Raw genomic sequence first — 24,780 nt, 5'->3', positions numbered from 1 at the left:
GACAGAAAGAAGCCAGAAACTAGCCGCAATTTGTTTAAAAACGCATTACATCGACCTACGTATTAAAAACTGTTTTATTATTGTATCAATTTGTTACAATAATAAGTTGTTACTCTCAGAGTAGCAAATTTTGTTATTTGCACGAAATCAAAAACGTATGGGTGAACAACCGACTCCGAAAGTCAGTGATCCGGCTGGGTATGGTTTTTTGACAGGTCTGGCTATCGACCTGGTCATTTTCGGGTTTCATGAAAATCAGTTAAAGGTTTTACTGCTCGAATATCAGAATACAGACTTGTTTGCCTTGCCGGGCGGATTTATCCGGGCCACGGAAAATCTGAATGATGCCGCGCGCCGAATTCTGGCCGAACGAACGGGTTTGCATGATATTTATCTGGAGCAATATTATGTGTTTGGCGATTACGCACGTTATGGTGCGGCTAAAGCGCCCATGACGGCAATTTTGCAAGCTAAAGGAGTGCCCCTCGCAGACGATCATTGGTTGCTACGTCGGTTTGTATCGGTTGGCTACTACGCACTTGTTGACTTTACCAAAGCGATTCCCACTCCCGACGTACTTTCGGATACCTGCAACTGGTATGACGTAGTAAATTTGCCCAGCCTGATGCAGGATCATGAAACAATGGTTCAGAAAGCTTTAGAAACGCTACGTATTACGTTGGATCACAATCTGGTTAGCTTCAATCGCTGGGCTGCTCCGTTACTCTCCGAAACCTTTACGATGATTGAACTTCAGAATCTTTATGAAACAATTCTGGGGCAGAAACTACACCGATCGGGGTTTCAGCGTAAAATTCTTAGTTCGGGCATTCTTGAAAGGCTGGACAAAAAATACAGTGGTGGAGCACACAAAGCACCTTATCTCTATCGTTTCGGAAATTCGACCAGATCGAGTGAGTAACAATAGATGTGCAAAATAGCCCTTATTCACTACGTTTAGGGACGTTAAAAAAAGCTCGAAGCGAACGGATATTTTGAGGAAGATCGCCCATCATCTGTTCACACACATCCCGCCAGCGACGGCGGGCAACGGGTAAAGACAGACCTGTTGATAAATGAATCCAATAGCCTTCATCCGTACTGTCTAGGCGCTCCACATACCGACGGTTTACTACGTAGTTGCGATGAATACGAATAAACCAGTAAGGCGGTAGCTTATCGTGGTGATATTTTAATGGGCGTGCCAGTTGAAATCGCTTTTCTGCATTCACATGAAACGCTGAATAGCTCTCCTGGGCTTCGATGTAGACTAAATCGGCCAACGGAATAGACTGACGACCTATGTCGGGTATAAGTATACTGATAGGTGGATAGGTCAGCAACTCGGCCGATAACCGGGTTGATTGCTCGAAATAAAAAGTCATCTGTGTTGAGTTTGTTACGGACATAATGTATACGAACTCAACTCCGGTCTGGATTTAGACCGATAGATTAAAGGTTGAAAATAACCAGTTAGTAGCGGAGATTGGCCAACGAAATGGTATAGCCCTTGTAGTTGCCGGAAATACCATTAGAAAGGTCGGTTTGCTGGCATGTAACCACCGTCTTTTCATGGATATACGTATTACGATCATTTGCCACTGGTTCAACTGTATAGCCAAGTTGAATCAATTCTTTTTGGAGCGCATCGTACTCAGCTTTAGAATGAACCTGATAAACCAACAGATCGGAACGGGAATTTCGCGAATACTGCATGAGTCCAGTAGCGGTGGCCGGATTGGTTAACAACGTATTGCTATTATAAGCAAACAGGCAAGTCCATCCGTTCAATCCGCCCGCACTTTGATAGCATACAAACCCTTTCTGAAACATGCATGAATCAAACTGGCTGGCCGGTAAACGCATAAAGGTTAAGAGTTCGGACATACGAATCTTTTGAGCAGAAGCAGACAAGGCAACGAGCATTAACAGATTCGTAACTGCAAAACCAAAATACCGATGAGATTTAAAGCGAGTAAGCATTGAATGGTGAAAACAGTAATAATCGAAAACGTGATAGAGCACTTACTAAATAGCGAGCAAATAGTAGGCCAGTATTCCTGATAGTAGATAGAAACAGTTCAGTTTTGATGAGCAATGAGCAAGCCTATAATATATTTATTTGCAAAAAAGATAGTCGAAAAAGTAACTGTGTAGATTGATCATCACACAGCTCGCTTAAAAGGAAATGAGTTACCTACGAACGTATTGGTATAATTTGCGCATACCGCTCAGTAAAGTGAAATTAGCCATATGCGTGGTACAGAGATGTTTAAGGGAAATATAAAATTATCTAGTGCTGAAATTGTATAATTTCTGGGTAGCTTTGGGTTAATTTTTGTTATGATAGCTCTATAAAGTATACGTTATTATTATTTCGAGATGATGTCGTTTACTTTGATTCATTTAGCTAAAACAACATAAAAGCACTCCATAATTAACCTGTATCGTAAAGCACAAAATTGATTTAAGGATACGATGCTGATTAAGTAATTAAAACCTTCTTCTAGTCATAATTCAATGCAGTCAAAGATTATAGCGGGCAGCATCCGGTTGTTCCTACTTGGTTTTCTGACGTTTATGTTATATTTCGGCGACCACTTTAACGTCAGTTTTGATTATCCAGCCAAAACTTTATTAGATAACATTTACGTCAGGTTAATAAAGTGTAGTTTGCTTGTGCTGCTGGTTATCGAATTAATGCGGCTTTATTATTATGGAGTCGTCAAGAATTCGAAAGCACCCAAACTGGCGGTGAACATGGTTACAGTAGTTATGCCGCTTATTATTTTGTCGGTAGCAATCGAAATGGCTTTTATGTTTATTGAACAAAGCCAGGAAGGAGGAATGACACTAGCTTCACACATTTGGTTTGAGCGCCACTGGCAACCTGTAACACCTGATAACTATCGTGATTCGCTTAAAACTGATACGCTTGGCAAGAAAAAGGTATTACTTATTGGCGATTCATTTACGGCAGGGCATGGTCTTGAAAAAGTGGATCAGCGTTTCGGAGATATTTTGGGAAAGAAACTCGGAAATCAACAATATGTAACCTATAACTTAGGCCAATTAGGCTCCGAGACAGGTGATGAATACCAACGATTGGCATCCTTTCCGATAAAGCCCGACGTGCTAATTTTACAATATTTCCCTAATGATATTGAGAAAGTTGCGCACAGAAACGGGATTGTGCCAGCGGTATTTACGCCTTATACTGACTTGCCCCGGCTTGCGCAGCCATTTTTTCGAAAATCGTATCTTCTCAATTATTTGTACTGGCAATTTCCGCACGGAAACTTTACGCCATTCGACAACTACGCCCGGAGAGCTTACGGCACAGAAACCATTACAAAAGCGCATCTTGCGGAGCTTAATCAGTTTATAAGTTATGCACAACAGCATCATGCTCGTCTATATGTGGTGTTGTTTCCATTTATGAATAACCTCGACAAGTCGGCTGAATATACTCGGTCAGTGGTCAATTTCTTTCGCCAGAAAAACGTGCCTGTGCTGGAAGTTGGAAAGATAATTGGCGATTTGGCACCTGCCGAACGAGTAGTTGGCCGTAACGATGGGCATGCCAGTGCAATGGTAAACGAGCGTGTTGGTAATGAGCTATTTAAAATGGTGCAGGGCAGTGCTGAAGTTGCAATGAAGAAGAAATAATATAGCCGGATTGCCCATAACTACTCTTTTTCAAAACCTTGTAGGAATACAATATCGCTTTAGAGCTAAACAAAAGCAGTTTTTGTTTTTAATTTGCAACAATGTTGCAAGAGTTGTAGTTTTGCATTCAGGACAAGGCGAAGATTCTTATTCAGATAGTTGAAAGTGGCTGTTTGTAAGGATTTTAAGCCTTCAGACGAATGCTTACGAATCAATTTCATTTTCCCCGATTTCTACTGGTCAACGTAGTGTTCTGTGTGTTAATAGCAGCACAGTGCGTTCGGGCGCAGCAAACGAATTGCGTTGCTACGTTAAAGGGCACTATTACCAGTAGTGAGCGCAACTTACCCTTGCCAGGCGCAACCATTCTTATTCGGGAAACAGGGCAGGGGGACGTTTCCGATTCGCTCGGACGATATCAGTTGGGCAATCTGTGTGCAGGCCGTTATACCATCGAATATCGATATATCAGTTTTCTCTCCGTTGTTCAATCGATTCAGATTCCTACTGATTCAATACGTAACGTAACGCTTACCCCCGAAGGTGTAAATCTAGATCCCGTTAACGTAACCGAGCACCGTTCTGAAGCACAACAACTCTTGCAAACACAGGTCAGTTTGTCGGGCGCGGCACTCGACCAGAGCCGGGGGCAATCGCTGGGCGAAAGTCTGAAAGCACTTACCGGCTTGTATTCAATTCAGACGGGGCCAAGTATTTCGAAGCCAGTTATTCACGGGCTTTACAGTAATCGCATCATTGTATTAAATAATGGCGTTCGGCAGGAAGATCAGCAGTGGGGCACCGAACACGCTCCGCAGGTCGACCAGTTTCTGGCTTCACGATTGACCGTAATTAAAGGAGCGGCTAGTATCCGGTTTGGTTCTGATGCCATTGGCGGAGTGATTTTAATAGAGCCTAAAGCCATGCCTGCCCAATCTGGTGTAAGAGGTGAACTGAACGTAGTAGGTGCCACCAATGGCAGAATGGGTGTTACGTCTGGCTTGCTGGAGGGGGCATTTGGGCCAAAGCTGGCAGGATTGAGCTGGCGAATACAGGGAACCCTGAAACGCTCGGGTTACGTTCAAACGCCGAATTATTTTCTGGAAAACACCAGTTATCACGAAAACAACTTCTCCGGCGATGTTCATTATGAACACGAAAATTTGGGTATCGAGCTGTTTTACAGTCGTGTAGATACGAAAGTTGGATTGTTTACGGGGGCGCAGGTTGGTAGCTTAACGGACTTATATGCAGCCATCAATCGCTCGCAACCACTGTCTCAGCCCGGTTTCTCGTATGATTTGAAACGACCGTATCAGGATGTTCAGCATGAGTTACTTAAGCTACGAACGTATTGGCACTCCGCTAGAGGTGGTACGTTGACCGCAACAGTTGCTCGTCAGCAGAATACACGCCGGGAATATGATTTTGTGTCGTTCAGCGGAGCAACGAATCCCGAACTGTATTTGCAATTGATAACCCATACTGCCGATTTGGTTTGGGAACACCGAACTCTGAAAACGGCACATAACGGAAGCTGGTCGGGGAGTGCGGGTATCAATACCATGACGCAGGGAAATGTTCGACAGTACCTGTTTCTGATTCCTAATTTCCGTAATTATAATATTGGTGCCTTTGCCATCGAACGATACGCCATTGGAAACTGGACATTGGAAGCTGGGCTTCGCTACGATTACCGCTGGCTCCGGGCTTACTTCCTCGACGAGGCTACGAAAAAGCCATATAACACTACCCATAACTGGCAAAATGTAAACGGTTCGCTTGGCGCTGCGTACCAGCTTCGGCCCGATCTAACGCTGACGGCTAATCTTAGTACGGCCTGGCGTGCACCGAACGTAGCGGATTTATATTCTAATGGCCTTCACCAGAGCGCCGTTGCCTACGAACGTGGCAATCCAAACCTCAAACCCGAACAGGCGTATAATGCGAACCTTGTGCTGGCTTACGCCGGAAAGCGGTTGAGTGGCGAAATCGGTGTTTACAATAATCTGATTCACAACTATATCTATCTCAAACCCGACTCTGTTCCGCTGGTTCGGCAACGGGGTGCTTTTCCGTCATACACGTATACACAGGTGCGGGCTTTGTTTCAGGGTGTCGACGCCAGTATTACGTATAAGCTGACAGAGCAACTAACGCTCACATCGAAAAATTCACTCCTTTTTGCGCGCAACCAGACCGAAAACGATTACCTCGTTTTTATTCCGCCTAATAGATCTGACAACAGCCTACGGTACGACCTCCCAACGAAGCAACAGACTAAAGTGTCTAATCTATACGTATCAATAAGCGGCTTGTACGTAGCACGTCAGAATCGGGCACCAGCAGTAACAACCCGGCAGGAAAACGGCCAGCTCATTTTTACCGGCGATTTTGCTCCACCGCCACCCGCCTATTTTTTGTTAGGTGCTGAAGTCGGTTTTACGGCGCAGGTTGGTAATAAACCGATGAGCGTGATTCTAAGTGGTACGAATCTGGCGAACGTAGCATACCGCGATTACCTGAATCGGTTCCGGTATTTCGCCGATGAGCCGGGTCGGAACATCAGCCTCAAGATAAAACTCCCTTTCTCAATTATTCAACGTAGTTAATTTCTGTTTTACCTGATAATCAAGAAGCTATGAAATCTCTCAAACAGTCCATCTGGTTTGTATTAGCCGTCTCTATGATGGCAGGTGCCTGTAAAAAATCCGAAGAGAACGTAACACCAACCGACGATAACGAAGCGATAACCACTGCTACGTTGCGGCTGGTGAACAAAGCAAATGCCAGCGAAATTGTTTCGGCTACTATCGATAATCTGAATACGAGCGCCGATTTTAGTAAGGCAACGTTGACGCTGAAAGCAAACACTACGTATACGGGCACCATTCAACTAACTGACAAAACAAAAACGCCAACGTTTGATGTAAGTGCTGAAATTAAAGAAGAACAGAACGAGCATTTGCTCGTATATACACCCTCATCTACTACGTTACTCACTATAACATATACCGATAAAGATACTAATCCCTCGCCCGGTCCTTACCCGGTTGGTTTACAATTCGATCTGAAAACAAATGCTGCGGCTACCGGCAAACTTAACGTGCGGCTACGGCATCAGCCTGCCTCGAAAAACGGCACACCTACGCCCGGAACCGACGACTTGAATACCGATTTCAACGTTGTTGTTCAATAAGCTTCTCTTAGATCCATGACAGACTTTTGTTGCTATAACAATTTAAGTCTACTCTAGATGTAACCATTTATGGAAGGGAAAAATGACTTCATGGTATATTGTGCGTCTTAATTAGGCATATTAATTTTTATAGCACTATGAAAATGCCTAACTCCCTTTTTTCGTATTCTGCTTTTAGTGTAGTAGCCGGATTGCTGCTGTTTGTTGTTTCCTGTAAAGGCCCCGAAGGTCCACAAGGTCCTGCTGGCCCGGCTGGTCCTGCCGGCGCAACGGGTGCCACTGGAGCTACTGGCCCGGCGGGTGCTTCTGGTGTAGCTGGAGCTACCGGACCAGCGGGAGCAACAGGAAACGCTAACGTCGTTTACACCGCCTGGAAAACTGTTGACCTGAGCAGCAGCTATTATAGAACGCCTGACAATAAAGAATTTTATATCGGAAACGATAACTCAACGGCTAATGCTACGTTGACCAAAGACGTGCTCGATAAGTCGGTTGTCTATATCTATTTCAAAATAAATCGGGCAGTATTGAGTGGTTCTCAGGTGCAGTTACAGGAGCTGATCAATCCGGCAAATGCACTGGGTCATATAAAAATACCGGGTCGTACTACCAATCGCGAAGAAGATTACTTCCTTTACGAAATCTCGCACGATTATCTGGGCGTGAATTACCTGCGATTCACCGTGCATGGCTATACCACAAATGCCGCTGGCACAGCCATTTCTGAATTAACAGGAAAAACGGCTGCCGAATTTAGAAGTTATTTCGCATCGATGCCGCAGTATCGTATTGTCATCGTAAACGGAAGTACGCCTGGTGGCCGGGTTGGGACTGTTGATTTCAACAATTATGCATCGGTAAAACAAGCATATAATCTACCTGACTGATCTTATTTGTTTGGTGAAAATGGGCCGCAGAGTTTATTCTCTGTGGCTTTTTTTGTTGATACACTACCTATTACTGAAGTTTGACGTAGCCCAAATAAGCAACAGGAGGGAGCAGGATTGAGAATAGGCTGAAAACATTCATCTTTGGAAAATGGAACGTATTGTTCTCGTTAAAGAACGTAACGATACGTAACAACTCACCTAACGTCAAACCTATTTTATGTGCTCTTTTTTACGTTTTTATACGTCGACGTTTCATTACGTTGGTGTGCTGGCTGGTTTATTTCTGGCTGGTGCTACCTATGCACAGCAGCCAAAAGCGAACGATTCTACAACTCCGCTTCATCTGCTGAAGCCTGATTATCCGGTTCCATATGGTCAGCCGAGCGTTGCGGATGTAACAGGCGTACTACGTCGAATCTATACGTATTTGGAGGCTAATACGCCAACGCAACTGATTGATAAGGAGACAAAAAAAGAGATCGCTTCGGCTGGTACGTTCAATCCCAATGCCATTTTTAAACCCGGCGATTTTCGGCTGATCAGCTACGAATGGGGCGTTACGTACATGGGTATGTTGCTCGCCAGCGAAGCCACCGGCGATGCTCAATATGCCGATTATACCAACAAACGACTTAAGTTCATTGCCGAGCAGGTTCCTTATTTTCGGGCGCAGGTAACGGCTGATCCACATGCCAATACACCCATGCGTTCGGTGCTGGCCCCTCATGCGCTCGACGATGCTGGTGCCATGTGTGCGGCTATGATTAAAGCGGGTCGTGCTGGCGGTATAAAAACAGATTTACGTCCGCTGATTAACAATTACATCGATTACATTCAGACCAAGGAATTTCGACTGCCCGACGGTACGTTGGCACGGAATCGACCGCAACCTAACACGCTCTGGCTCGATGATCTATTTATGAGTGTGCCCGCATTGGCACAAATGGGCAAGCTAACCGGCGAACGGAAATACTACGACGAAGCGGTGAAGCAGGTGACGCAATTTGCCAAACGCATGTTCAATCCGCAGAAAGGTTTATACATGCACGGTTGGGTTGAGGGCATGACCGTACATCCTGAATTTCACTGGGCCCGGGCCAATGGTTGGGGCATTTTGACAGCCGTTGAACTACTCGACGTATTGCCCGAAGATCACCCCGGTAGACCAGCGATTCTGGATTTGCTACGTTCACACGCGAAGGGCTTGGCGGCTCAACAATCCGGTTCGGGATTCTGGCACCAGCTTCTCGACAAGCACGATTCGTATCTGGAAACATCGGCCACGGCAATTTACGTTTACTCGTTTGCGCGGGCCATCAACAAGGGCTGGCTCGATCCATTAGCCTATGCGCCTGCTACGTTGCTAGGCTGGAACGCGGTTGCTGCCAAAGTGACTGACAAAGGGCAGGTTGAAGGCGTTTGCGTAGGAACGGGCATGGGATTCGATCCCGCTTTTTATTACCACCGACCAATCAATACGTATGCCGCTCACGGTTATGGGCCTGCATTATTGGCTGGTGCTGAGGTAATTAATATGCTGAAGAAACATTCGTTCGAAATAAACGATAGTTCGCTACAGCTTTTGCTGAAGAAATAGTTTATCTCTACGTATGAACCCCACCCTAAATCCCTCCCCCGTAGGGAGGGATTTAGGGTGGGGTTCATACGCAAAAGCGACTCTAAAAACGATTTAAGTTGATCCTGTTTTAAACTCAGGTGCCCGTCAAAATCAATGTGTTTTGACGGGTATCTGAGCTTTTGCAGTATAAACACTATAGCCCTACTTATACTGCAATTGTAGGGAACCAATATGACTTGTAGCCGACGATTGTCCAGCTACACTGACGCCGATACGGGGTGCCCGATCCCAGCGGGGAAGTTGTGACCCGTCTGTAACTGTCTCGGTCATCGACGTAAATTTTCCGTCTTTCCCGAGCCAGCCAAAATTCAGGAATTTTCCAAACTGACTATTTAGCTGTAGCGTAATATTTGCTGTGTTTTCAGGTAACGGTTGTGTTTTCAGCACCGTTCTCGTTCCTTCTTTCACCTGCCAAAGCTCAAGCGCGTTTTTCCGTACACCCAGTCCCAGCGCATTATCAGCATCGCCATATAAGCAGATACTTTGTAGCAAATTACTTTCTGGATTGACATCTGCCGAAAACTTGTAGGTTCCTTTCGGAATAACCAGACCCAGAAAGCTGCCCGTAGCAGTCGAAGTACCAGCCAGTTGCAATTGCCCATCTTTAACACTGAACGATGGCTTTGTCTGACTTACATCCCATACCCACGGAACTTCAGACGTAGTACCGCTAAAGTCAAAACGTAAATCCTGTCCTTTTTTCTGAACGCTTCCGAAGGGCGATTCGGCCTGAGCGGGAGCCGTCGTTCCATATCGAAAAGCGGGCCATTGGGTTTTATCATCCCAAACCAGTTCGCTCAACAATCCTTGCCGACCCACATTCGTGAAATCGACACCGTTATAGGCATGGTGCAGGTAAAAATAACGACCGTCGGGCGTCTCTACTACCGTTCCGTGGCCCGGACATTTCCAATTATTGTCGCTGACCATGACCGGATTTTTGGCGTATTTTTCCCAAGGTCCCTGAAGCTTTTCGGCACGCGCCAGACCAACCTGATAGTTACAATTGGAACCGCAACAGGAGTTGCCTGAGTAGGTCATGTAATAATAACGCCCCCGTTTGAAAATTGCCTGCCCTTCGGCTCCGCCAGCTTCCCACGTATTTCGGTCCGCTTTAATGAGCATAAATTCTTTACCAGTCACTTTTAGGCCATCGGCGGACAACTCAGCGCCTAGTATTTCAATGTCTTTGCCCTTGTCAAGACCGTACGCTTTCCAGGTAATAAACAATTTGCCGTTTTCTTCAATAATAAAAGCATCTATGGCCTCGCTGGTCCATTCGATTATCAACCCCTTATCGGTGAACCCTTCACGAAGATCGCGCGTAGTGGCTACACCAATGAAAGAACGCTTGTCAGATTTCCGTCGGGCCGTATAATAAACGTAGTACAAACCATTCCGGTAAAACAGCTCGGGTGCCCAATAACTTCCCATTGTCCATTCGGGCAGGTTTTTGAAAACGGGACCAACGTATTGCCAGTTGACCAGATCCGTAGACGTATAAATAGGATAAGCTGGCCCCCATTCCGACGACGTGCCGACTGCGTAGTACGTAGTACCAACACGAATAATGGACGGGTCGGCAAAGTCACCAGCAATGACTGGATTCTGATACGTAGTAACTGGTTTGTTCTGCTTGAAAATCGGTTGAGCGAGGGCCGTTACTGTAAAAAGAACGAATAGAAGGGTAGGAATGTAGCGCATTCGAGCAAGAGGTTTCGCGAAGATAATGGGTTTTGGTGGCAACTTGGGATGCATTGAAAGAGTAGGCTAGCTGGATTTTATGCTTGAGAAAGGCAACGTATCAATCCTTCCGATTCCTATTCACAATGCACAACATACGTCTACTAATTACCCTACTGATTGGATTACTTGTTTCGTCGGCTGTTCAGTCGCAACCCTTACCTGCTACGTCACCAGCTCACCTGCAGGTTGATCTCAATACCGAAATCGGGCCAATGAAACCGATCTGGGCGTGGTTTGGTTACGACGAACCCAATTTTACCTACATGAGAGATGGTAAAAAACTGCTCTCAGAAATAGCTGCATTAAGCCCGGTACCGGTTTTTGTGCGGGCGCATAACCTACTGACAACGGGCGATGGCACACCGGCGCTCAAGTGGGGTTCTACCAATGCCTATACCGAAGATGCGACTGGTAAACCCGTTTATGATTGGAAAATTGTCGATCAGATTTTTGATACGTATGTGCAACGGGGCATGAAACCATTAGCGCAGATTGGCTTTATGCCCGAAGCGTTATCGAGCAAACCACAGCCCTATAAACACGACTGGAGGCCGGGCGACCCTTACAATAAAATCGCTACCGGATGGGCCTATCCGCCAAAAGATTATGAAAAATGGGGAGAACTCGTTTATCAATGGGTGAAACATTGTACCGAACGATACGGTAAAAAAGAAGTCGAAAGCTGGTACTGGGAACTCTGGAACGAGCCGGATATTATGTACTGGAAAGGCACCATGCAAGAGTATTTTAAACTCTACGACTATACCGCCGATGCCGTGAAACGGGCGTTGCCAACGGCTAAAATGGGCGGTTGTGATGCTACGGGTGGCGCTACGAAATTTCTGGATGCGTTTTTAAAACACTGTTTGCAGGATACCAACTACGTAACAAAAAAGATCGGCTCCCCGCTCGACCTGATTCTTTTTCACGCCAAAGGTTCGCCAAAAGTAGTTGATGGCCGCGTAGTGATGAACATGGGTGTTCAGCTACGTAACATCGCCAATCATTTTGGCGTCATCGCTAAATATCCGCAACTAAAACAGATTCCGATTGTGATTGGCGAATCGGACCCCGAAGGTTGTGCCGCTTGCGGAATGATGACGAATCCCGAAAATGCGTACCGAAATGGCACGATGTATTCGAGTTATACGGCCGCTTCGTTTGCCCGGAAATATGCCCTGATGGATCAGTTTGGACTGAATCTGCACGGCGCAGTTTCATGGTCATTCGAGTTCGAGAATCAGCCCTGGTTTGCCGGGTTTCGCGATTTAGCCACCAACGGCGTCGACAAACCTGTATTGAATGTGTTCAGAATGTTCGGAAAAATGAGCGGCCAGCGAGTGAAGGTAGAAAGTAACCGAATGTATAATCTGAAAACGACCGTCGATTCCAGCATACGTAGCAGTCAAACCGATATTGGAGGATTGGCCAGTAAAGGTCGAAAAACAGCGACTGTTATGGTCTGGAATTATCACGACGAAGATCGGCAGAACGTAGCAGAACCTATTCAGGTGACCATAACGGGTTTGCCTTCCAGTAACGTAACACTAACCGAGTATCGGATTGATAACGAGCATAGTAACTCGTATGAAGTCTGGAAGAAAATGGGCTCTCCCCAACAGCCGACAACCGCGCAAGTTGCTCAGTTAGAAAAAGCCGGACAACTGCAAACTATCGGAAAATCGAAGAAACTAAACGTAGCATCAGGCACAGCAACCGTTGCGATTACGTTGCCCCGGCAGGGCGTTTCGTTACTAAAAATGGATTGGTAGGAGAGGTATCAATCGTTCGATAAACAATAGGTGAATTAAAATAAACTCTGTTTTTTTAATGGGATTGATAATCAGGCAGGTGAGTTCAGGAGAGTTTGATCAAAAACAATCGTGAATTTTGAACTATACGTTTTATCATAGGTTTTGCCAGATAAGCCCATCAGACTTCTGATGGGCTTATTTTTTAGTACTACGTTAGATTTTTACAGCCTGCCGAGCCAAAAGCTTCCAGCTTCCTTTTTCTTTTGCCCAAACTAGTATTACGCCCAGTTTTACCTGAGTAAGTTCCTTGCCTCTGTCCTGCGATTCAGCAGCGAGCTTGTGCCGTACTACGGCCGTATTTCCAACAACCGTAACAGTCTGATCAGTCAACGTAACGGATTTGAAGTCATACGCGCCTGTTACGTAAGCGTCTATAAAATCGGTCTGCGTTTCGATTTTACCGTTCGAGTGGCCGTAGCTCAGTTCTTTGGCGGTGATGGCTTCTAATTTAGCTTTGTCGGGGTCAACGAGTAGCGAACGGAATTGCTCAACAGCCTGAGCAACAGCAGCATCATCTTTCGATTGGGCAAAACTTGTTGTGAGCATACTATAAACAGCGATAAGTGTAAGCGCAATGGTTTTCATGTACATGCCTGATAAACGTTATGGTTGAGGTATTCTCTGACTCACCTAGTCAGGTATTGCTTTTAAGCAAAAGGACAAACGCCCATTTTTTACCGTAAATAGGCCTCGTACAAAACAAAAAAGAGCGATAACCAGAAAGTCATCGCTCTTGATTCAATAAATAGGCTCGGCTATTGTTCGTTTTCTTTGCCACTTACGGCGCGGCCCGTTGCTTTAGCCGCTTTTTTGACGGCTTTTCCGGTTGCTTTGGCTCCCGTTGCTACAGCATTGCCGGTTGCTTTTCCAGCTTTACCTACAGCTTTACCCGTGGCTCGACCGGCGGTACCAACCGCGTGAGCTCCATCGGCAACACCATTTTCAACTTTATCACCTACACGCTTTACATCTTCGCGTGTTTTTTCTTTACGTTCTGCGCGGACAGCCGCGTCGTCCTGAGCAAATGCGCCCGTTGTTAATGCTCCACAAAGAGCTATTGTTAAAAACCAGTTCGTTTTCATAACAGATGAGTATACATTCAAACAGAGCAAAGCTCCGGATACGTTGATCGCATCTGCCAAATAACGTTGCTAGGGCATACTTTGTTTAAGAAATGGAGTTTACCACCCCCAACCCCCTCCTGATTCAGGAGGGGGCTTTCTTAAAGACCACCAGCTGCCATTAATTCAAGTTTAGAATATAGGAACAAGTCAGTCTCGGCGTGTCCCCTCCTGAATCAGGAGGGGGTTGGGGGTGGTAAAAACTCTTAAAACTCGCCGTCAGATGGATCTTTGGCTTTTTTCTTAGCCTGATGTAGTCGGTAATTGAATGTTAGATTGATCTGCCGTAAACGACCCTGTGAATTACTTTCCGTATAAAAATTAGCCCCTTCGGTGATGCTTCGATACCGGCGCGAATTGAACACGTCGAGCACGTTGAGTACAATAGTTGCGTTGTTGTTGAGTACGTCTTTGCTAAATGATAAGTCTAACGTAGCAATTGCCTGACGCGTACCCTGTGGCGTTTTTTGAGGAGCTTCGTAGTTGCCCCGCATCTGGAAATCAGTCTTGTTCCAGAACGTAATCCGCGACGTCAGGCGGGTGAACCAGCTATACGTATCACTCTGGTAACTGGCATCCAGATTGCCACCGTTGGTGATCGCCCGGAAAAAGTTGGCGCTTCCATCTAGTTTCCACCACTTCGCTATCGCATACGAACCCGTAACTTCGGCACCATACGAATGCTCGGTCGCCAGATTTTCGGGGCGCGTATTCGAGTTGCCTAACTCATCGACACGCCGAATCCGGATAATCTTACCCGTTGTGTACCGATAATAAAGCGACGAGCTAAACGAGCCTTTCTCTACGTATTTGACATGTCCCAGTTCATAAGCGTCGGTAAATTCCGGGTTCAGATCGGGGTTGCCGCTGAAGAAATTCCGATTGTCGCTGAAGGTCATGAATGGGCTCAAATCGTTGTACTGTGGCCGACGAACCCGGCGGCTGTAACTGGCCTGAATCGCGTGCTGTTTGGGCAGATCATACGTACCATGCACACTCGGAAACAGGTTGGTGTAACTGCGTGGGTTTACGTCGTTGGTTTGTTTCAACGTAGTGGTTACGTCGGTCATTTCGGCCCGTAAACCGAGTTGATAGGAGAACTTACGCAGCTTATTCCCAACAATGCCATAAAGGGCATTGATTCGCTCTTCATACAGAAAATCGTTGGTGAGGTTTGGCAATGGAAACCAGCTTCCATCGCCATTTTGCTGCGTTACGCTGTAATCGTTGGTCATGTTGCGGGTACTGCTACGTAGTCCACCTTCCAGTTTGCCGTCTTTTTTGAACGGACGAACGTAGTCGATCTGCACCAGCAATTGCTTTTCGGTTTCGTCGTTAATAGCCCGTTGCAACGTGCTTGGAACACTGGTAGAGGGAGTACCGTCTGGTTGAAACGTGCGTTGTGCGAAAATCTGATCCGATTTTTCCCAGTTGTCCAGATAGCGCACGTCGGCAGTAAGTTCGTGACCTTCACGAGCGAAGGTTTTTTTCCAGCTTACTGAATATTCTGAGTTTGGTTCGGTTTCGGTTTCGTCCTGTGTCCGGTTTGTGAACGATTGTAATACGTTTCTACTATTAGGTCTATAGTCAAGGTATTGAATATCGGAGAAACGTTTGCCTTTACTGAGTCGCCAGGTGTACGAAGCCGTCAGGATGCTTTTGGGCGAGAAGAAATAATCCAAACCGGCGCGGGCGTTGTTGTTTTGTCCTTTTAGCTGATGCGTTGAGCTTTGGCGGTAGGCAAACGTAGTGTCGTTGCTGTAGGTTTCCTGATAAAGCGAATTTCGGCCGGGTGTGTTACGAAAAGCAGCGGTGTAGTTGACGAAAAAGTTCAGGTTTTTACGGCGATAATTAACATTGGCGGCTGCTCCAAAATTGGTTGGATAGCCCGTTATGATGTCGAATGAGCCGTTGAAGCCTTCTTTTCTTTCTTTTTTCAGAATAATATTAATCACACCACCCATACCTTCGGCTTCGTAACGGGCCGATGGGTTCGTAATTACTTCTACCCGCTCCACCATACTGCCCTGCAATTGTTGCAAACCGGCGGCACCTTTGATACTGACCAGTCCAGAGGGTTTTCCGTCGATCAGAATTCGAACGCTGTTGCTGCCACGCAGACTCACATTTCCTTCACCATCGACGGCTACCGACGGAATATTTTTGAGAATATCCGAAGCTGTTCCACCCGCGTTTGCCAGATCTTTACCGACATTGAAAATGCGCTTATCGAGCGACAGTTCCATCTGGCTTTTTTCACCGACAACTACCACTTCTTCCAGTCGTTTGGTGCTGGTTTTCAGCACCGATGCACCAAGCTGAACATCCTGATTCGTTACGTGTATGTCGGGAATCGTCTTTTCCTGATAAGAAACCGCACTGATTTTCAGGAAATAATTTCCCGGTTTGGCTACCAATTCGAATTTTCCTGCTTCGTCAGAAACCGCGCCTGAAATGGGTTTCGAACCACCATTCTGATAAAGGGCAATCGACGCAAAAGGAATGGGTTTATTTTCTTCATCGACAAATGACCCCCGAATTCGGGTTTGCCCTGCCGTTGGTCCGGTCTGGGCGAATAAGAATACCGGAAGAAAAAGAGTTATCAGAAAATTGAATAGGGTAAAAAGTCCCTTCATGGTTAAACAGTTATAGTGGCAAAGCCAGCAGGGTAGGAAATAGGAACGTAGTTATGTAAAGAAATAATGGCTAGTGCCATTCGAATAGGCTTCTGTATCTCGTTAAAATCAAGTCTGCATACCAAATAACAGACAAAAACTGGCGATGAAGTATAGTATCAGTTAAAGAGCCGACACTGCTTCATCTACCAGTTTAATTTGCAAAAAAGTAATACGTGTCTTTATCGTCTGCGCTTGTTGCCTAACGTAGCATCTAAAGAATATTTACCGCTTCCGAAAATAAATAACGTAGTGTAGATGAACAGGTAGAGCAGGGGTAACTCTTTTTTGCCGAAAGGGTCGCTGATGTGCACAAAAAAAATGGTGACCAGCATGGTGAACGCCAGCGGAATAACGGTTAGTCGAGTCCATAAACCCAGCAATACCAGAACCGAGCAGACAACTTCGGCAAACGTAGCGAAGATTAGTGAAGCCGGCTCACCGATACCGATTGGATTTCCAAATTCAAAATTTCCCGCAATCACTTTGTTTAATTTGGGAATGCCGTGCGTGAGCATAGTAGCAGTCACACCAATACGTAGCAATAGTAGCCAGACATCGGCATATGTTGGCCAACTTGAATTCTTCATGTAATAATTCATTGATTCCGGATTAACCAGCTAAAAGTCGGGCAAGCTGGTTATCATTGGAAATGAAGATAGCTGAATGCCCGTTTTTAATTGCTGAATCCTAGGTGAAGGCGGCAGATGATACTCGCTACGTCCCGAAACTCTGGCTTGTCGACCCTTAAAATAAACAAGTCAACGTTTCTTTTTAGATCATCAAAATAGCCTGAATAGTCAACTCAAAGCCTTGAATTACAGCGCTCTCACCCATTCCTCTTTCAATAGGCCAGTGATATATTCATCCATAATTTCACCGGTAGCCATGCTCATGAAAGCTTTTCTTCGTAACCCTTCTACTTTATAGCCAAACTTCTCCTGCATTTTCAATGACGTAGCATTCGCTACAAAATAACCATTCTCAAGCCGTCTTAACTTTAATTCATCAAAAGCAAATTCGATACGTTTGCCAAAGGCTTCTGTACCATAGCCCAGCCCCTGATAGTTGGCGTTTAACCAAATGCCTCCACCGGCAGTGCCCTGATAGTAGTTTATTTTATCGATACCCACCCCGCCAATGATCTTTTTCTCTGATTTAAGCTCAATGGCAAAGTGATAGACTGATCGGGTCGTTTCGCTGGTTGCCTGTTTTTGACAATACTGAATCCATTTTCCGGCATCAGCAATCGTGTAGGGATGCGGAACAAAGGCTAACCATTTTGATACGTCAAGGTTATTTAGTCCTTCTTCCAGATCATTTATATCGTTCAGCTCCCAATCTCTTAAGGCTAATCTGTTTGTTTCCAGTCTCATATACTCTGGCGTATGTTAGAAATTGGTGAATGGTCTGTAAAAGTTAGTGCCATCAATCAAAACCAACAGAATTTTGGGTTTTGGTTGATGGCACACGTTAATCGGAAAATCTCCTATAATTGGTTGTAATTGAGATTGATAAACTTTTGTGCGAAAGATAATCTAAGGCAGAATATACACCGTAAGCGAGCGGGCTCCGTGGGCACCCACCACCAAACTCTGTTCAATGTCGGCTGTTTTAGAAGGGCCGGAAATGAACGTACCAAAGCCCGTTGTATCAACAGTAATAAGTTTATAAGCGTCGTGCATGTTCGGAACAATAGTCGACGCCCGAATAACAATTGCCAGATATTGCGTAATCATCGGCGCTACTCGTTGCGGAAGCTGACCCTCATCGACCCAGATAGCTGCGTTTTCAGCTACTGCAATTGGTCCTTCGATGATGGTTAGATTCAGGTTTGCCAGATCGTGCGGGTCCGTTACGTCTAACGTAGCATCGGCCAGCGAAGCGAGTTCAGGAATGGTGGTTGCTACGTTAGGAATACCGGCGTAATGCTCCTGAATGTGGTTTTTAATAGCCTCATAATCGGCAACCAATTCAGCTTTTCCACCCACAAACGTCAGAATATCGATGAACTGTTTGGTCAAATCGGGGAAAACCGACGTAAACGTAAACGTTTCGGGCAACGGACGTAGTGCTGGCTGATTGGTCTGAATACTTGCCAGAATTTTTTCGCGGGAGGTCATGATTTCTTGTTTTTAACGTACCAGTCGCGGAAACTTTCGGATGGAGGTGCGGGCATTTCGCGCTGATTATACCAGGGATTGAACCGATTTTCGACTACAGCCGGTGAGAAACGTAGCACTCCTCGTCCAATTTTTCCGGCCATGCGGAATAAGCGGGGTGATTCGAGTACAGTAGCCATCGCTTTCATGGCTGCGCCTTTTCCGCTGGGGCCGTATCCTTCTTTCATGAGTACCTGCCGCCACTTATAAAGCTGGTCGTGAATGTCGATTTTAACCGGGCAAACGTTCGAACATGAACCGCAGAGCGTCGATGCAAAAGGCAGGTCGGCGTTGAGTTTCATGTCCAGATTAGGGGCCAGAATCGACCCGATTGGCCCAGCCACCGCGCTGTGGTAACTATGCCCACCCGAACGTCGATAAACCGGACAGGTATTCATACAGGCGGCACATCGAATGCACTTGAGCGAATTCCGGAAATCGGCCCGGCCAAGTTGACGACTGCGTCCGTTATCGAGAATAACAAGGTGCATTTCCTGACCCGGACGAGGTTTATGGAAATGGCTGGAGAACGTAGTAATGGGCTGCCCTGTTGCCGAACGAGCAAGTAGGCGAAGGAAAACGCCCAGATGTTCGGCTTTCGGAATGATTTTTTCGAAGCCCATCGCGGCAATGTGCATATCGGCCAGATGAACGCCCATATCGGCATTTCCTTCGTTGGTACACACCACAAAACCGCCTGTTTCGGCAATGGCAAAATTTACGCCCGTAAGCGCCACTTTACGCGTCAGAAACGTACTGCGCAAGTGCTGGCGGGCGGCTTCGGTGAGGTATTGCGGGTCAGTTGCGCCTTTTTCGGTGCCCAGATGCTCGTGAAAGGTTTCGCCCACATCGGCCTTCGTCAGGTGAATAGCGGGCATAACAATATGCGAAGGCGGCTCCTGACGCATCTGTACAATACGTTCGCCTAAGTCGCTGTCAATCACTTCAATACCATGCCGCGTCAGGTAATCGTTGAGGTGACATTCTTCGGTCAGCATTGACTTCGATTTCACCATTTGATTGGCTCCCGCTTTCTGAATCAGGCCGTGTACAATGGCGTTATGTTCGTCGGCATCGGCAGCCCAGTGTACTGTAATGCCGTTCTGTTTGGCATTTTCTTCGAACTGCACCAGCAAATCGTGCATGTTCGACAATACGTGGTTTTTGATCTGCGAAGCAGCCTCCCGCAACTCTTCCCATTCGGGTACCTGAACGGCGGCCCGGTCCCGTTTTGTGCGGACGAACCAGAGCGTTTCATCGTGCCAGTTAACGCGGGGTTCGTTTTTGTTGAACTCAGTAGAGGCCGAAGCGTGGTCTAAATTAAGCTGATTCATAATGATACGTTGATTTAGACCGTAGCGGTTAAAATTTCGGCAATGTGCTTCACCTTCACGTTGGAGTTGGCCCGTCGCAGAATTCCCTCCATGTGCATCAGACACGATACGTCGACGCCGGTAATGTAATTTACGCCATGACGAAGGTGATCTGCCACTCGGTCTTTACCCATTTTGGCCGATACCGCTTCTTCCGTTACACAGAACGTACCGCCAAAACCACAGCACTCATCCCGACGGTCGAGTTGAACCAGTTCAAGCCCATCAACCATATTGAGTAGTTGAACCGGTTTTGAAAACGGTGACAGCATCCGTTCCGACATCTGCGCCAGTCCGAGTCCGCGTTGGCCGTGGCAGCTCTGGTGCAGACCAACCTTATAAGGGAACGTAGCTTTCAGTGAAGACACTTTCACTACGTCGGTCAGGAACTCGGTCAGTTCATAGATGCGGGAACGAATCGTTGTGGCTTCGGTTTCGTTGTCGGCGTGCAGGTGATCTTTGATATGCAGTGTACAACTTCCCGACGGCGAAACGATATAATCGTATCCGGCAAAGTTTCGCACGAAGTTTTCATTGCAGCCATGCGTCAGGTTTTCAAAACCCGAATTAGCCATTGGCTGACCACAGCAGGTTTGCTGAAGCGGATAATCGACCTCACAGCCAACACTTTCGAGAAGTTTCAACGTAGCCATGGCTACGTGTGGATAAAACTGATCGATGTAGCAGGGAATAAATAAACCAACTTTCATAGAAAATTCAGACAGTATCCACGCATCGCTTGTCAGTACTCTAGTTCAAAACGGTTTCAAAAAAGAGCAACACTACGTTCGGTGTCATGGTTTTGTTGTAATCGCACGAAACAGTATCAAAAATACAGGTCGTGTAGGCAATAGCCATCCTGTACTTTCCTATAACGAAGCAGTTAGCGTAATTCGGTTATCGGGCAAACGTCCATATCGCCATAATCGAGATTTTCGCCTGCCATACCCCAGATAAACGTATAGTTCGACGTACCGGCTCCCGAGTGAATCGACCAGTTGGGCGAGATAACGGCCTGTTCGTTCTGAATCCAGATATGGCGGGTTTCCTGCGGCTGGCCCATAAAATGACAGACACTTTGCCCTTCGGGAATGTCGAAATAAAAATAAACTTCCATCCGACGGTCGTGTGTGTGCGCAGGCATAGTGTTCCAGACGCTCCCGGTTTTCAGTTCGGTCATGCCCATCTGAAGCTGGCAGGTTGGCAATACGCTGTTGACCAGTAATTTGTTGATAGTGCGGTGGTTAGCCGTTTCCATACTTCCCAATTCTACTACGTCGGCATCTTCGCGCGAAACTTTACGGTTTGGATACGTAGTGTGAGCTGGTGCCGAATTGAGGTAAAACTTGGCCGGATTTGCTGCATCATCGGACCGGAATTCCACCTGCTTCGTACCCTGACCGATGTAAAGTGCTTCTTTCCGCGCCAGCGAATACGTTTCGCCATCGGCTACAACCGTACCCGTACCGCCCACGTTGATAATACCGAGTTCGCGCCGTTCCAGAAAATAAGCGGCTTTCAGATTTTCGGGTGTTTCTAACGTAATAGAACCTTTTACGGGCATAGCGCCACCTGTTAGGTAGCGGTCATAAAACGAAAGAACCCAGGAGCATTGGTCGGCGACGAACAGATTTTCGATGAGGAAATTCTGACGTAACTGGGCCGTATCCATGGCTTTTACTTCGGCGGGTGAACTGGTAAATCGACTCGAAAATTCGGGTTGGCTCATGAGGTTTACTAAAGTGTTATTCAATGAAAGCGCAATAATGCACGATTGTACCCATACAAGTCTCCTGTAGTATGAGGTTACGCTCAATTTTTAATTTGAACTGAAATCTCTTTGGAAAATTAAGCATGAATCGACGCTATTTGTTCCGCAGGTAGATTCATGAACGTAGTGACTTGTTTGATTGATCTTGCATGAAGGGTTTCATTGTTAGGTTGCAAACCCAAATTGACGAAGCCAACTCAACATGAAAAAATATATACACTTATTCTTCTTACTATTTTGCCAAAGTGTTGTGTCGGCAAACCCAATGCTAAACGATGATCCTGAACGAAACTTTGAGGAGTTTTGGCGATTGTTCAATAGGCATTATGCCCATTTTGAAACCAGAGGGGTAGACTGGAAAAAGCAGTACGAACAGTTTAGGCCCAAAGTCAATTCACATACCACAAATGAACAGCTACTAGCCATTTTCAACGAAATGGTGGCTCCGCTTAAAGATGGACACGTTGTCATTTCACCAACTGGCGATTTGCCCGCGAGTGCTAAATATTCCCGATTTTATCAGGAATTTCCTACTAAAGAATTACAATGTAAATTTCATCAAGTCACTCTTGATGTGTTACAATCACAGGCGTTCAGTCCGCTGGTTAAGTTTAGAAGTGAGCCTTACCAGATTGGCGGTTACTGTCGGTCAAAAGATCTCGGCTACCTTCAGCTAAATGGCTTTGGAGGAATGCCTTTAGCGGATTTTGAAAAACAGTTGGATGAAATGGTTGTTGAATTCGCTGACGTAAAGGGGTTGATAATTGACGTTAGAATTAACGGTGGCGGTTCGCCGGACTTTTTAGGTGCTTTGGTCGGGCGACTTACTCAGGTTAAAAGACTGGTTGGGTATGGACGTACTCGCATCAGTAAACTAAAATTTGAGTACACGCCCTGGGGAGCCTATCAGTTGTCGCCCCAAGGCCCGAAGCAACTTATAAAACCGACCATTCTCCTGACCAGTGGAGCCACTATAAGTGCCGCTGATCATTGTGCTATGTATTTGAAAGAGTTTCCGTATGTGAGACTAATAGGAGAAAATTCAAACGGCATTTTCTCGCCAATGTTAGGCAAGAGGTTACCTAATGGTTGGGAAGTTTCATTATCTGATGGGCAGACAGTTAACAGTAAACGTATCAGTTATGAAGGAAAGGGTGTTCCTGTTGATGTGGGAGCCTTGCATTATCAAAACGATATGTTGGAGGGACGTGACCCTGTTTTAGAACAGGCAATCGATTTTCTGAATTTGAATCAATTGGAACTTGCCAAACAAACTATTTGCTACGAACAGGTTGCCTTAGATTTCTATGCCGATAGTTTACTGACGAATAAGACTTACGGCGATATAACAGTTTATTCCAATGGCTTAGTAGAAGAAGATGCAACCTTATTGGCTCCATTCGCTACCAAGTGCTATTCGCTAAAATCGGCTTATTGGACTAATGGTGTAGAAAAACGAATCAAAGCCGAGCAAAAGGCGGATTCACAGTTCTATCAGCAAAATGTAGCGAATCGTTTCTATGTAAAACTACGGACACCGATTCGGTTAAAAATGAAGTGGCCATTTGTTAAGCGTAATGCTCGACGATTAACAGTTGCTCATCATATTGCCATTGACAACAAGCACTACGTTCGCCTTCATTTAAGCCAGGGCGGTTGGCGTGGAGAAACCGTTTTAGTTGTGGTAGATAACACGGGTCGCGTTGTTGAACATTGCTCGTTGACATACAACTATTTGACCAGTCAACCCTATAAGTAATTTTTCAGGAGAATAGTCTTAATCCGAGTAGGATAACTTCCAGTGATAGTTAACAGGCCGCGTGGTCTGGCAGTTAGTCCAACGCCTAAAGGCGATATACATATTGCTGCCTGGAAAGTAAAAAGTGAAATAGATTTCTTCTGATGGAAAATCAAACGTTAGCGCAACGGGCTACCATGCCTGCTGCCCATAACCCTGTTCTGGAACGTCGGACGGTGGCGAATGCAAATCAAAATTTACTGAAATATCTACAGCCGGGTTTGTCGGTACTGGATATGGGCTGCGGTTCAGGAGCGATCACTCGCAATATCTCCGAAATCGTTGGCCCAACTGGACGTGTGCTAGGTATTGACCCAAACGCGGGATTAATTGAACAGGCACGCCAGAACACAGGTGCTACGTTGGGACTGTCGTTTGAACAGGGTGATGTATACACCTTCGATACCTTAGAACGGTTTGACCTGATTACGTGTGCCAGAACGCTTCAGTGGTTGCGAGAACCCCAAAAAGCTATTCTGAACATGAAGCGTTTGCTGAAGCCGGGTGGCTGGTTGTCGATTCTGGATTATAATCATGAGAAAATTAGCTGGACTCCCGAACCACCTGTATCGATGCACCTTTTTTACAACGCATTTCTTCAATGGCGGAAAGATGCCGGTTTCGATAATGCCATTGCCGATCAGTTGAGCGACCTCATGCAACAGCTTGGTTTAGAGAATGTTCGTGTAGAAACACAGCATGAGATTTCGCTACGTCACGACGCTACGTTTGCCACAAGCAGTCGATTATGGAGCGAAGTGGCTGAATTACGTGGCCCTCAGTTAGTAAAAGATGGCTACGTAACAGAAAGCCAGCGAATACAGGCCATCGCAGATTATGACCAATGGATTGCTAATTCTGGCGAATCTATGACGGTCTATTTGCTGGCCGTAGAAGGGCAGCAGGCCAATTGACGGATTGTG

21 protein-coding genes are annotated in these 24,780 nt (G+C 46.1%); 9 read left to right on the top strand and 12 right to left on the bottom strand.

Annotated features, from left to right (window positions below; genetic code table 11):
- Positions 1-157: 157 nt before the first annotated feature.
- On the top strand, positions 158-922 hold the full coding sequence (locus ACYVD4_RS18890) for an NrtR DNA-binding winged helix domain-containing protein (RefSeq protein WP_460948505.1): 765 nt from the start codon (positions 158-160) through the stop codon (positions 920-922).
- 22 nt (positions 923-944) lie between these two features.
- Here ACYVD4_RS18890 and ACYVD4_RS18885 read toward each other — a convergent pair whose 3' ends face one another.
- Positions 945-1,385 (bottom strand): LytR/AlgR family response regulator transcription factor, encoded by a 441-nt coding sequence (locus tag ACYVD4_RS18885; RefSeq protein ID WP_460948504.1) that lies wholly within the window; start codon positions 1,383-1,385, stop codon positions 945-947.
- Positions 1,386-1,473: 88 nt separating this feature from the next.
- Positions 1,474-1,887, bottom strand: coding sequence for a hypothetical protein (locus tag ACYVD4_RS18880; protein WP_460948503.1), 414 nt, complete (start codon positions 1,885-1,887; stop codon positions 1,474-1,476).
- A gap of 633 nt (positions 1,888-2,520) precedes the next feature.
- Here ACYVD4_RS18880 and ACYVD4_RS18875 point away from each other — a divergent pair.
- The 5 genes from ACYVD4_RS18875 to ACYVD4_RS18855 all read left to right on the top strand — a co-directional run bounded on the left by ACYVD4_RS18875 (position 2,521) and on the right by ACYVD4_RS18855 (position 9,355).
- Complete coding sequence (locus ACYVD4_RS18875) at positions 2,521-3,669, top strand: SGNH/GDSL hydrolase family protein (protein WP_460948502.1); 1,149 nt, start codon at positions 2,521-2,523, stop codon at positions 3,667-3,669.
- A 200-nt stretch (positions 3,670-3,869) separates the two neighbouring features.
- Complete coding sequence (locus tag ACYVD4_RS18870) at positions 3,870-6,281, top strand: TonB-dependent receptor (protein WP_460948501.1); 2,412 nt, start codon at positions 3,870-3,872, stop codon at positions 6,279-6,281.
- Positions 6,282-6,310: 29 nt separating this feature from the next.
- A complete protein-coding gene (locus tag ACYVD4_RS18865) occupies positions 6,311-6,868 on the top strand; it encodes a hypothetical protein (protein WP_460948500.1) in 558 nt (185 codons plus the stop codon).
- A gap of 143 nt (positions 6,869-7,011) precedes the next feature.
- Positions 7,012-7,755: a hypothetical protein gene (locus ACYVD4_RS18860; RefSeq protein ID WP_460948499.1), complete on the top strand. Its 744-nt coding sequence runs from the start codon at positions 7,012-7,014 to the stop codon at positions 7,753-7,755.
- A gap of 220 nt (positions 7,756-7,975) precedes the next feature.
- A complete protein-coding gene (locus ACYVD4_RS18855; RefSeq protein ID WP_460948498.1) occupies positions 7,976-9,355 on the top strand; it encodes a glycoside hydrolase family 88/105 protein in 1,380 nt (459 codons plus the stop codon).
- A 183-nt stretch (positions 9,356-9,538) separates the two neighbouring features.
- On the opposite strand, the gene ACYVD4_RS18850 is transcribed toward ACYVD4_RS18855, so the two are convergent.
- Positions 9,539-11,101 carry a glycoside hydrolase family 43 protein gene (locus tag ACYVD4_RS18850; RefSeq protein ID WP_460948497.1) on the bottom strand — a complete coding sequence of 521 codons (1,563 nt, stop codon included), beginning with the start codon at positions 11,099-11,101 and terminating at the stop codon, positions 9,539-9,541.
- 125 nt (positions 11,102-11,226) lie between these two features.
- On the opposite strand from ACYVD4_RS18850, the gene ACYVD4_RS18845 reads away from it, so the two are divergent.
- A complete protein-coding gene (locus ACYVD4_RS18845) occupies positions 11,227-12,915 on the top strand; it encodes a GH39 family glycosyl hydrolase (protein ID WP_460948496.1) in 1,689 nt (562 codons plus the stop codon).
- Between the two features lie 195 nt (positions 12,916-13,110).
- Here ACYVD4_RS18845 and ACYVD4_RS18840 read toward each other — a convergent pair whose 3' ends face one another.
- From ACYVD4_RS18840 to kduI, 9 genes are all read right to left on the bottom strand, one after another.
- Positions 13,111-13,542, bottom strand: a complete 432-nt coding sequence (locus tag ACYVD4_RS18840; RefSeq protein WP_460948495.1) for a nuclear transport factor 2 family protein — start codon at positions 13,540-13,542, stop codon at positions 13,111-13,113.
- 170 nt (positions 13,543-13,712) lie between these two features.
- Positions 13,713-14,039: a hypothetical protein gene (locus tag ACYVD4_RS18835; protein WP_460948494.1), complete on the bottom strand. Its 327-nt coding sequence runs from the start codon at positions 14,037-14,039 to the stop codon at positions 13,713-13,715.
- Positions 14,040-14,284: 245 nt separating this feature from the next.
- On the bottom strand, positions 14,285-16,714 hold the full coding sequence (locus tag ACYVD4_RS18830) for a TonB-dependent receptor (protein WP_460948493.1): 2,430 nt from the start codon (positions 16,712-16,714) through the stop codon (positions 14,285-14,287).
- 221 nt (positions 16,715-16,935) lie between these two features.
- Positions 16,936-17,343 (bottom strand): DoxX family protein, encoded by a 408-nt coding sequence (locus tag ACYVD4_RS18825; protein ID WP_460948492.1) that lies wholly within the window; start codon positions 17,341-17,343, stop codon positions 16,936-16,938.
- A 228-nt stretch (positions 17,344-17,571) separates the two neighbouring features.
- On the bottom strand, positions 17,572-18,129 hold the full coding sequence (locus tag ACYVD4_RS18820; RefSeq protein ID WP_460948491.1) for a GNAT family N-acetyltransferase: 558 nt from the start codon (positions 18,127-18,129) through the stop codon (positions 17,572-17,574).
- A gap of 162 nt (positions 18,130-18,291) precedes the next feature.
- Complete coding sequence (locus ACYVD4_RS18815; RefSeq protein WP_460948490.1) at positions 18,292-18,876, bottom strand: LutC/YkgG family protein; 585 nt, start codon at positions 18,874-18,876, stop codon at positions 18,292-18,294.
- A complete protein-coding gene (locus tag ACYVD4_RS18810; protein ID WP_460948489.1) occupies positions 18,873-20,249 on the bottom strand; it encodes a lactate utilization protein B in 1,377 nt (458 codons plus the stop codon). Before ACYVD4_RS18810 ends, ACYVD4_RS18815 begins: the two co-directional genes overlap by 4 nt.
- A gap of 14 nt (positions 20,250-20,263) precedes the next feature.
- Positions 20,264-20,998, bottom strand: coding sequence for a (Fe-S)-binding protein (locus ACYVD4_RS18805; RefSeq protein WP_460948488.1), 735 nt, complete (start codon positions 20,996-20,998; stop codon positions 20,264-20,266).
- A gap of 173 nt (positions 20,999-21,171) precedes the next feature.
- Positions 21,172-22,017 (bottom strand): 5-dehydro-4-deoxy-D-glucuronate isomerase, encoded by an 846-nt coding sequence (gene kduI, locus ACYVD4_RS18800; RefSeq protein WP_460948487.1) that lies wholly within the window; start codon positions 22,015-22,017, stop codon positions 21,172-21,174.
- Positions 22,018-22,261: 244 nt separating this feature from the next.
- Between kduI and ACYVD4_RS18795 the strand changes: the two genes are divergently transcribed.
- Positions 22,262-23,818, top strand: a complete 1,557-nt coding sequence (locus tag ACYVD4_RS18795; RefSeq protein WP_460948486.1) for a S41 family peptidase — start codon at positions 22,262-22,264, stop codon at positions 23,816-23,818.
- A 143-nt stretch (positions 23,819-23,961) separates the two neighbouring features.
- Positions 23,962-24,771: a class I SAM-dependent methyltransferase gene (locus ACYVD4_RS18790; protein WP_460948485.1), complete on the top strand. Its 810-nt coding sequence runs from the start codon at positions 23,962-23,964 to the stop codon at positions 24,769-24,771.
- The last annotated feature ends 9 nt before the right edge of the window (positions 24,772-24,780 follow it).

The sequence above is a fragment of the Spirosoma daeguense genome (assembly GCF_054776875.1).
The sequence above is the reverse complement of the archived record's forward strand: the minus strand, read 5'-3'. Positions and strand labels throughout refer to the sequence as shown.

Excerpts from the sequence above, each read along its gene's own strand:
- kduI (WP_460948487.1), bottom strand. The coding sequence starts at position 22,017 with ATGAGCCAACCCGAATTTTCGAGTCGATTTACCAGTTCACCCGCCGAA.
- ACYVD4_RS18820 (WP_460948491.1), bottom strand. The coding sequence starts at position 18,129 with ATGAGACTGGAAACAAACAGATTAGCCTTAAGAGATTGGGAGCTGAAC.
- ACYVD4_RS18885 (WP_460948504.1), bottom strand. The coding sequence starts at position 1,385 with ATGACTTTTTATTTCGAGCAATCAACCCGGTTATCGGCCGAGTTGCTG.
- ACYVD4_RS18850 (WP_460948497.1), bottom strand. The coding sequence starts at position 11,101 with ATGCGCTACATTCCTACCCTTCTATTCGTTCTTTTTACAGTAACGGCC.
- ACYVD4_RS18830 (WP_460948493.1), bottom strand. The coding sequence starts at position 16,714 with ATGAAGGGACTTTTTACCCTATTCAATTTTCTGATAACTCTTTTTCTT.
- ACYVD4_RS18825 (WP_460948492.1), bottom strand. The coding sequence starts at position 17,343 with ATGAAGAATTCAAGTTGGCCAACATATGCCGATGTCTGGCTACTATTG.
- ACYVD4_RS18790 (WP_460948485.1), top strand. The coding sequence starts at position 23,962 with ATGGAAAATCAAACGTTAGCGCAACGGGCTACCATGCCTGCTGCCCAT.
- ACYVD4_RS18890 (WP_460948505.1), top strand. The coding sequence starts at position 158 with ATGGGTGAACAACCGACTCCGAAAGTCAGTGATCCGGCTGGGTATGGT.
- ACYVD4_RS18875 (WP_460948502.1), top strand. The coding sequence starts at position 2,521 with ATGCAGTCAAAGATTATAGCGGGCAGCATCCGGTTGTTCCTACTTGGT.
- ACYVD4_RS18845 (WP_460948496.1), top strand. The coding sequence starts at position 11,227 with ATGCACAACATACGTCTACTAATTACCCTACTGATTGGATTACTTGTT.
- ACYVD4_RS18835 (WP_460948494.1), bottom strand. The coding sequence starts at position 14,039 with ATGAAAACGAACTGGTTTTTAACAATAGCTCTTTGTGGAGCATTAACA.
- ACYVD4_RS18840 (WP_460948495.1), bottom strand. The coding sequence starts at position 13,542 with ATGAAAACCATTGCGCTTACACTTATCGCTGTTTATAGTATGCTCACA.
- ACYVD4_RS18855 (WP_460948498.1), top strand. The coding sequence starts at position 7,976 with ATGTGCTCTTTTTTACGTTTTTATACGTCGACGTTTCATTACGTTGGT.
- ACYVD4_RS18795 (WP_460948486.1), top strand. The coding sequence starts at position 22,262 with ATGAAAAAATATATACACTTATTCTTCTTACTATTTTGCCAAAGTGTT.
- ACYVD4_RS18860 (WP_460948499.1), top strand. The coding sequence starts at position 7,012 with ATGCCTAACTCCCTTTTTTCGTATTCTGCTTTTAGTGTAGTAGCCGGA.
- ACYVD4_RS18865 (WP_460948500.1), top strand. The coding sequence starts at position 6,311 with ATGAAATCTCTCAAACAGTCCATCTGGTTTGTATTAGCCGTCTCTATG.
- ACYVD4_RS18815 (WP_460948490.1), bottom strand. The coding sequence starts at position 18,876 with ATGACCTCCCGCGAAAAAATTCTGGCAAGTATTCAGACCAATCAGCCA.
- ACYVD4_RS18880 (WP_460948503.1), bottom strand. The coding sequence starts at position 1,887 with ATGTCCGAACTCTTAACCTTTATGCGTTTACCGGCCAGCCAGTTTGAT.
- ACYVD4_RS18870 (WP_460948501.1), top strand. The coding sequence starts at position 3,870 with ATGCTTACGAATCAATTTCATTTTCCCCGATTTCTACTGGTCAACGTA.
- ACYVD4_RS18805 (WP_460948488.1), bottom strand. The coding sequence starts at position 20,998 with ATGAAAGTTGGTTTATTTATTCCCTGCTACATCGATCAGTTTTATCCA.
- ACYVD4_RS18810 (WP_460948489.1), bottom strand. The coding sequence starts at position 20,249 with ATGAATCAGCTTAATTTAGACCACGCTTCGGCCTCTACTGAGTTCAAC.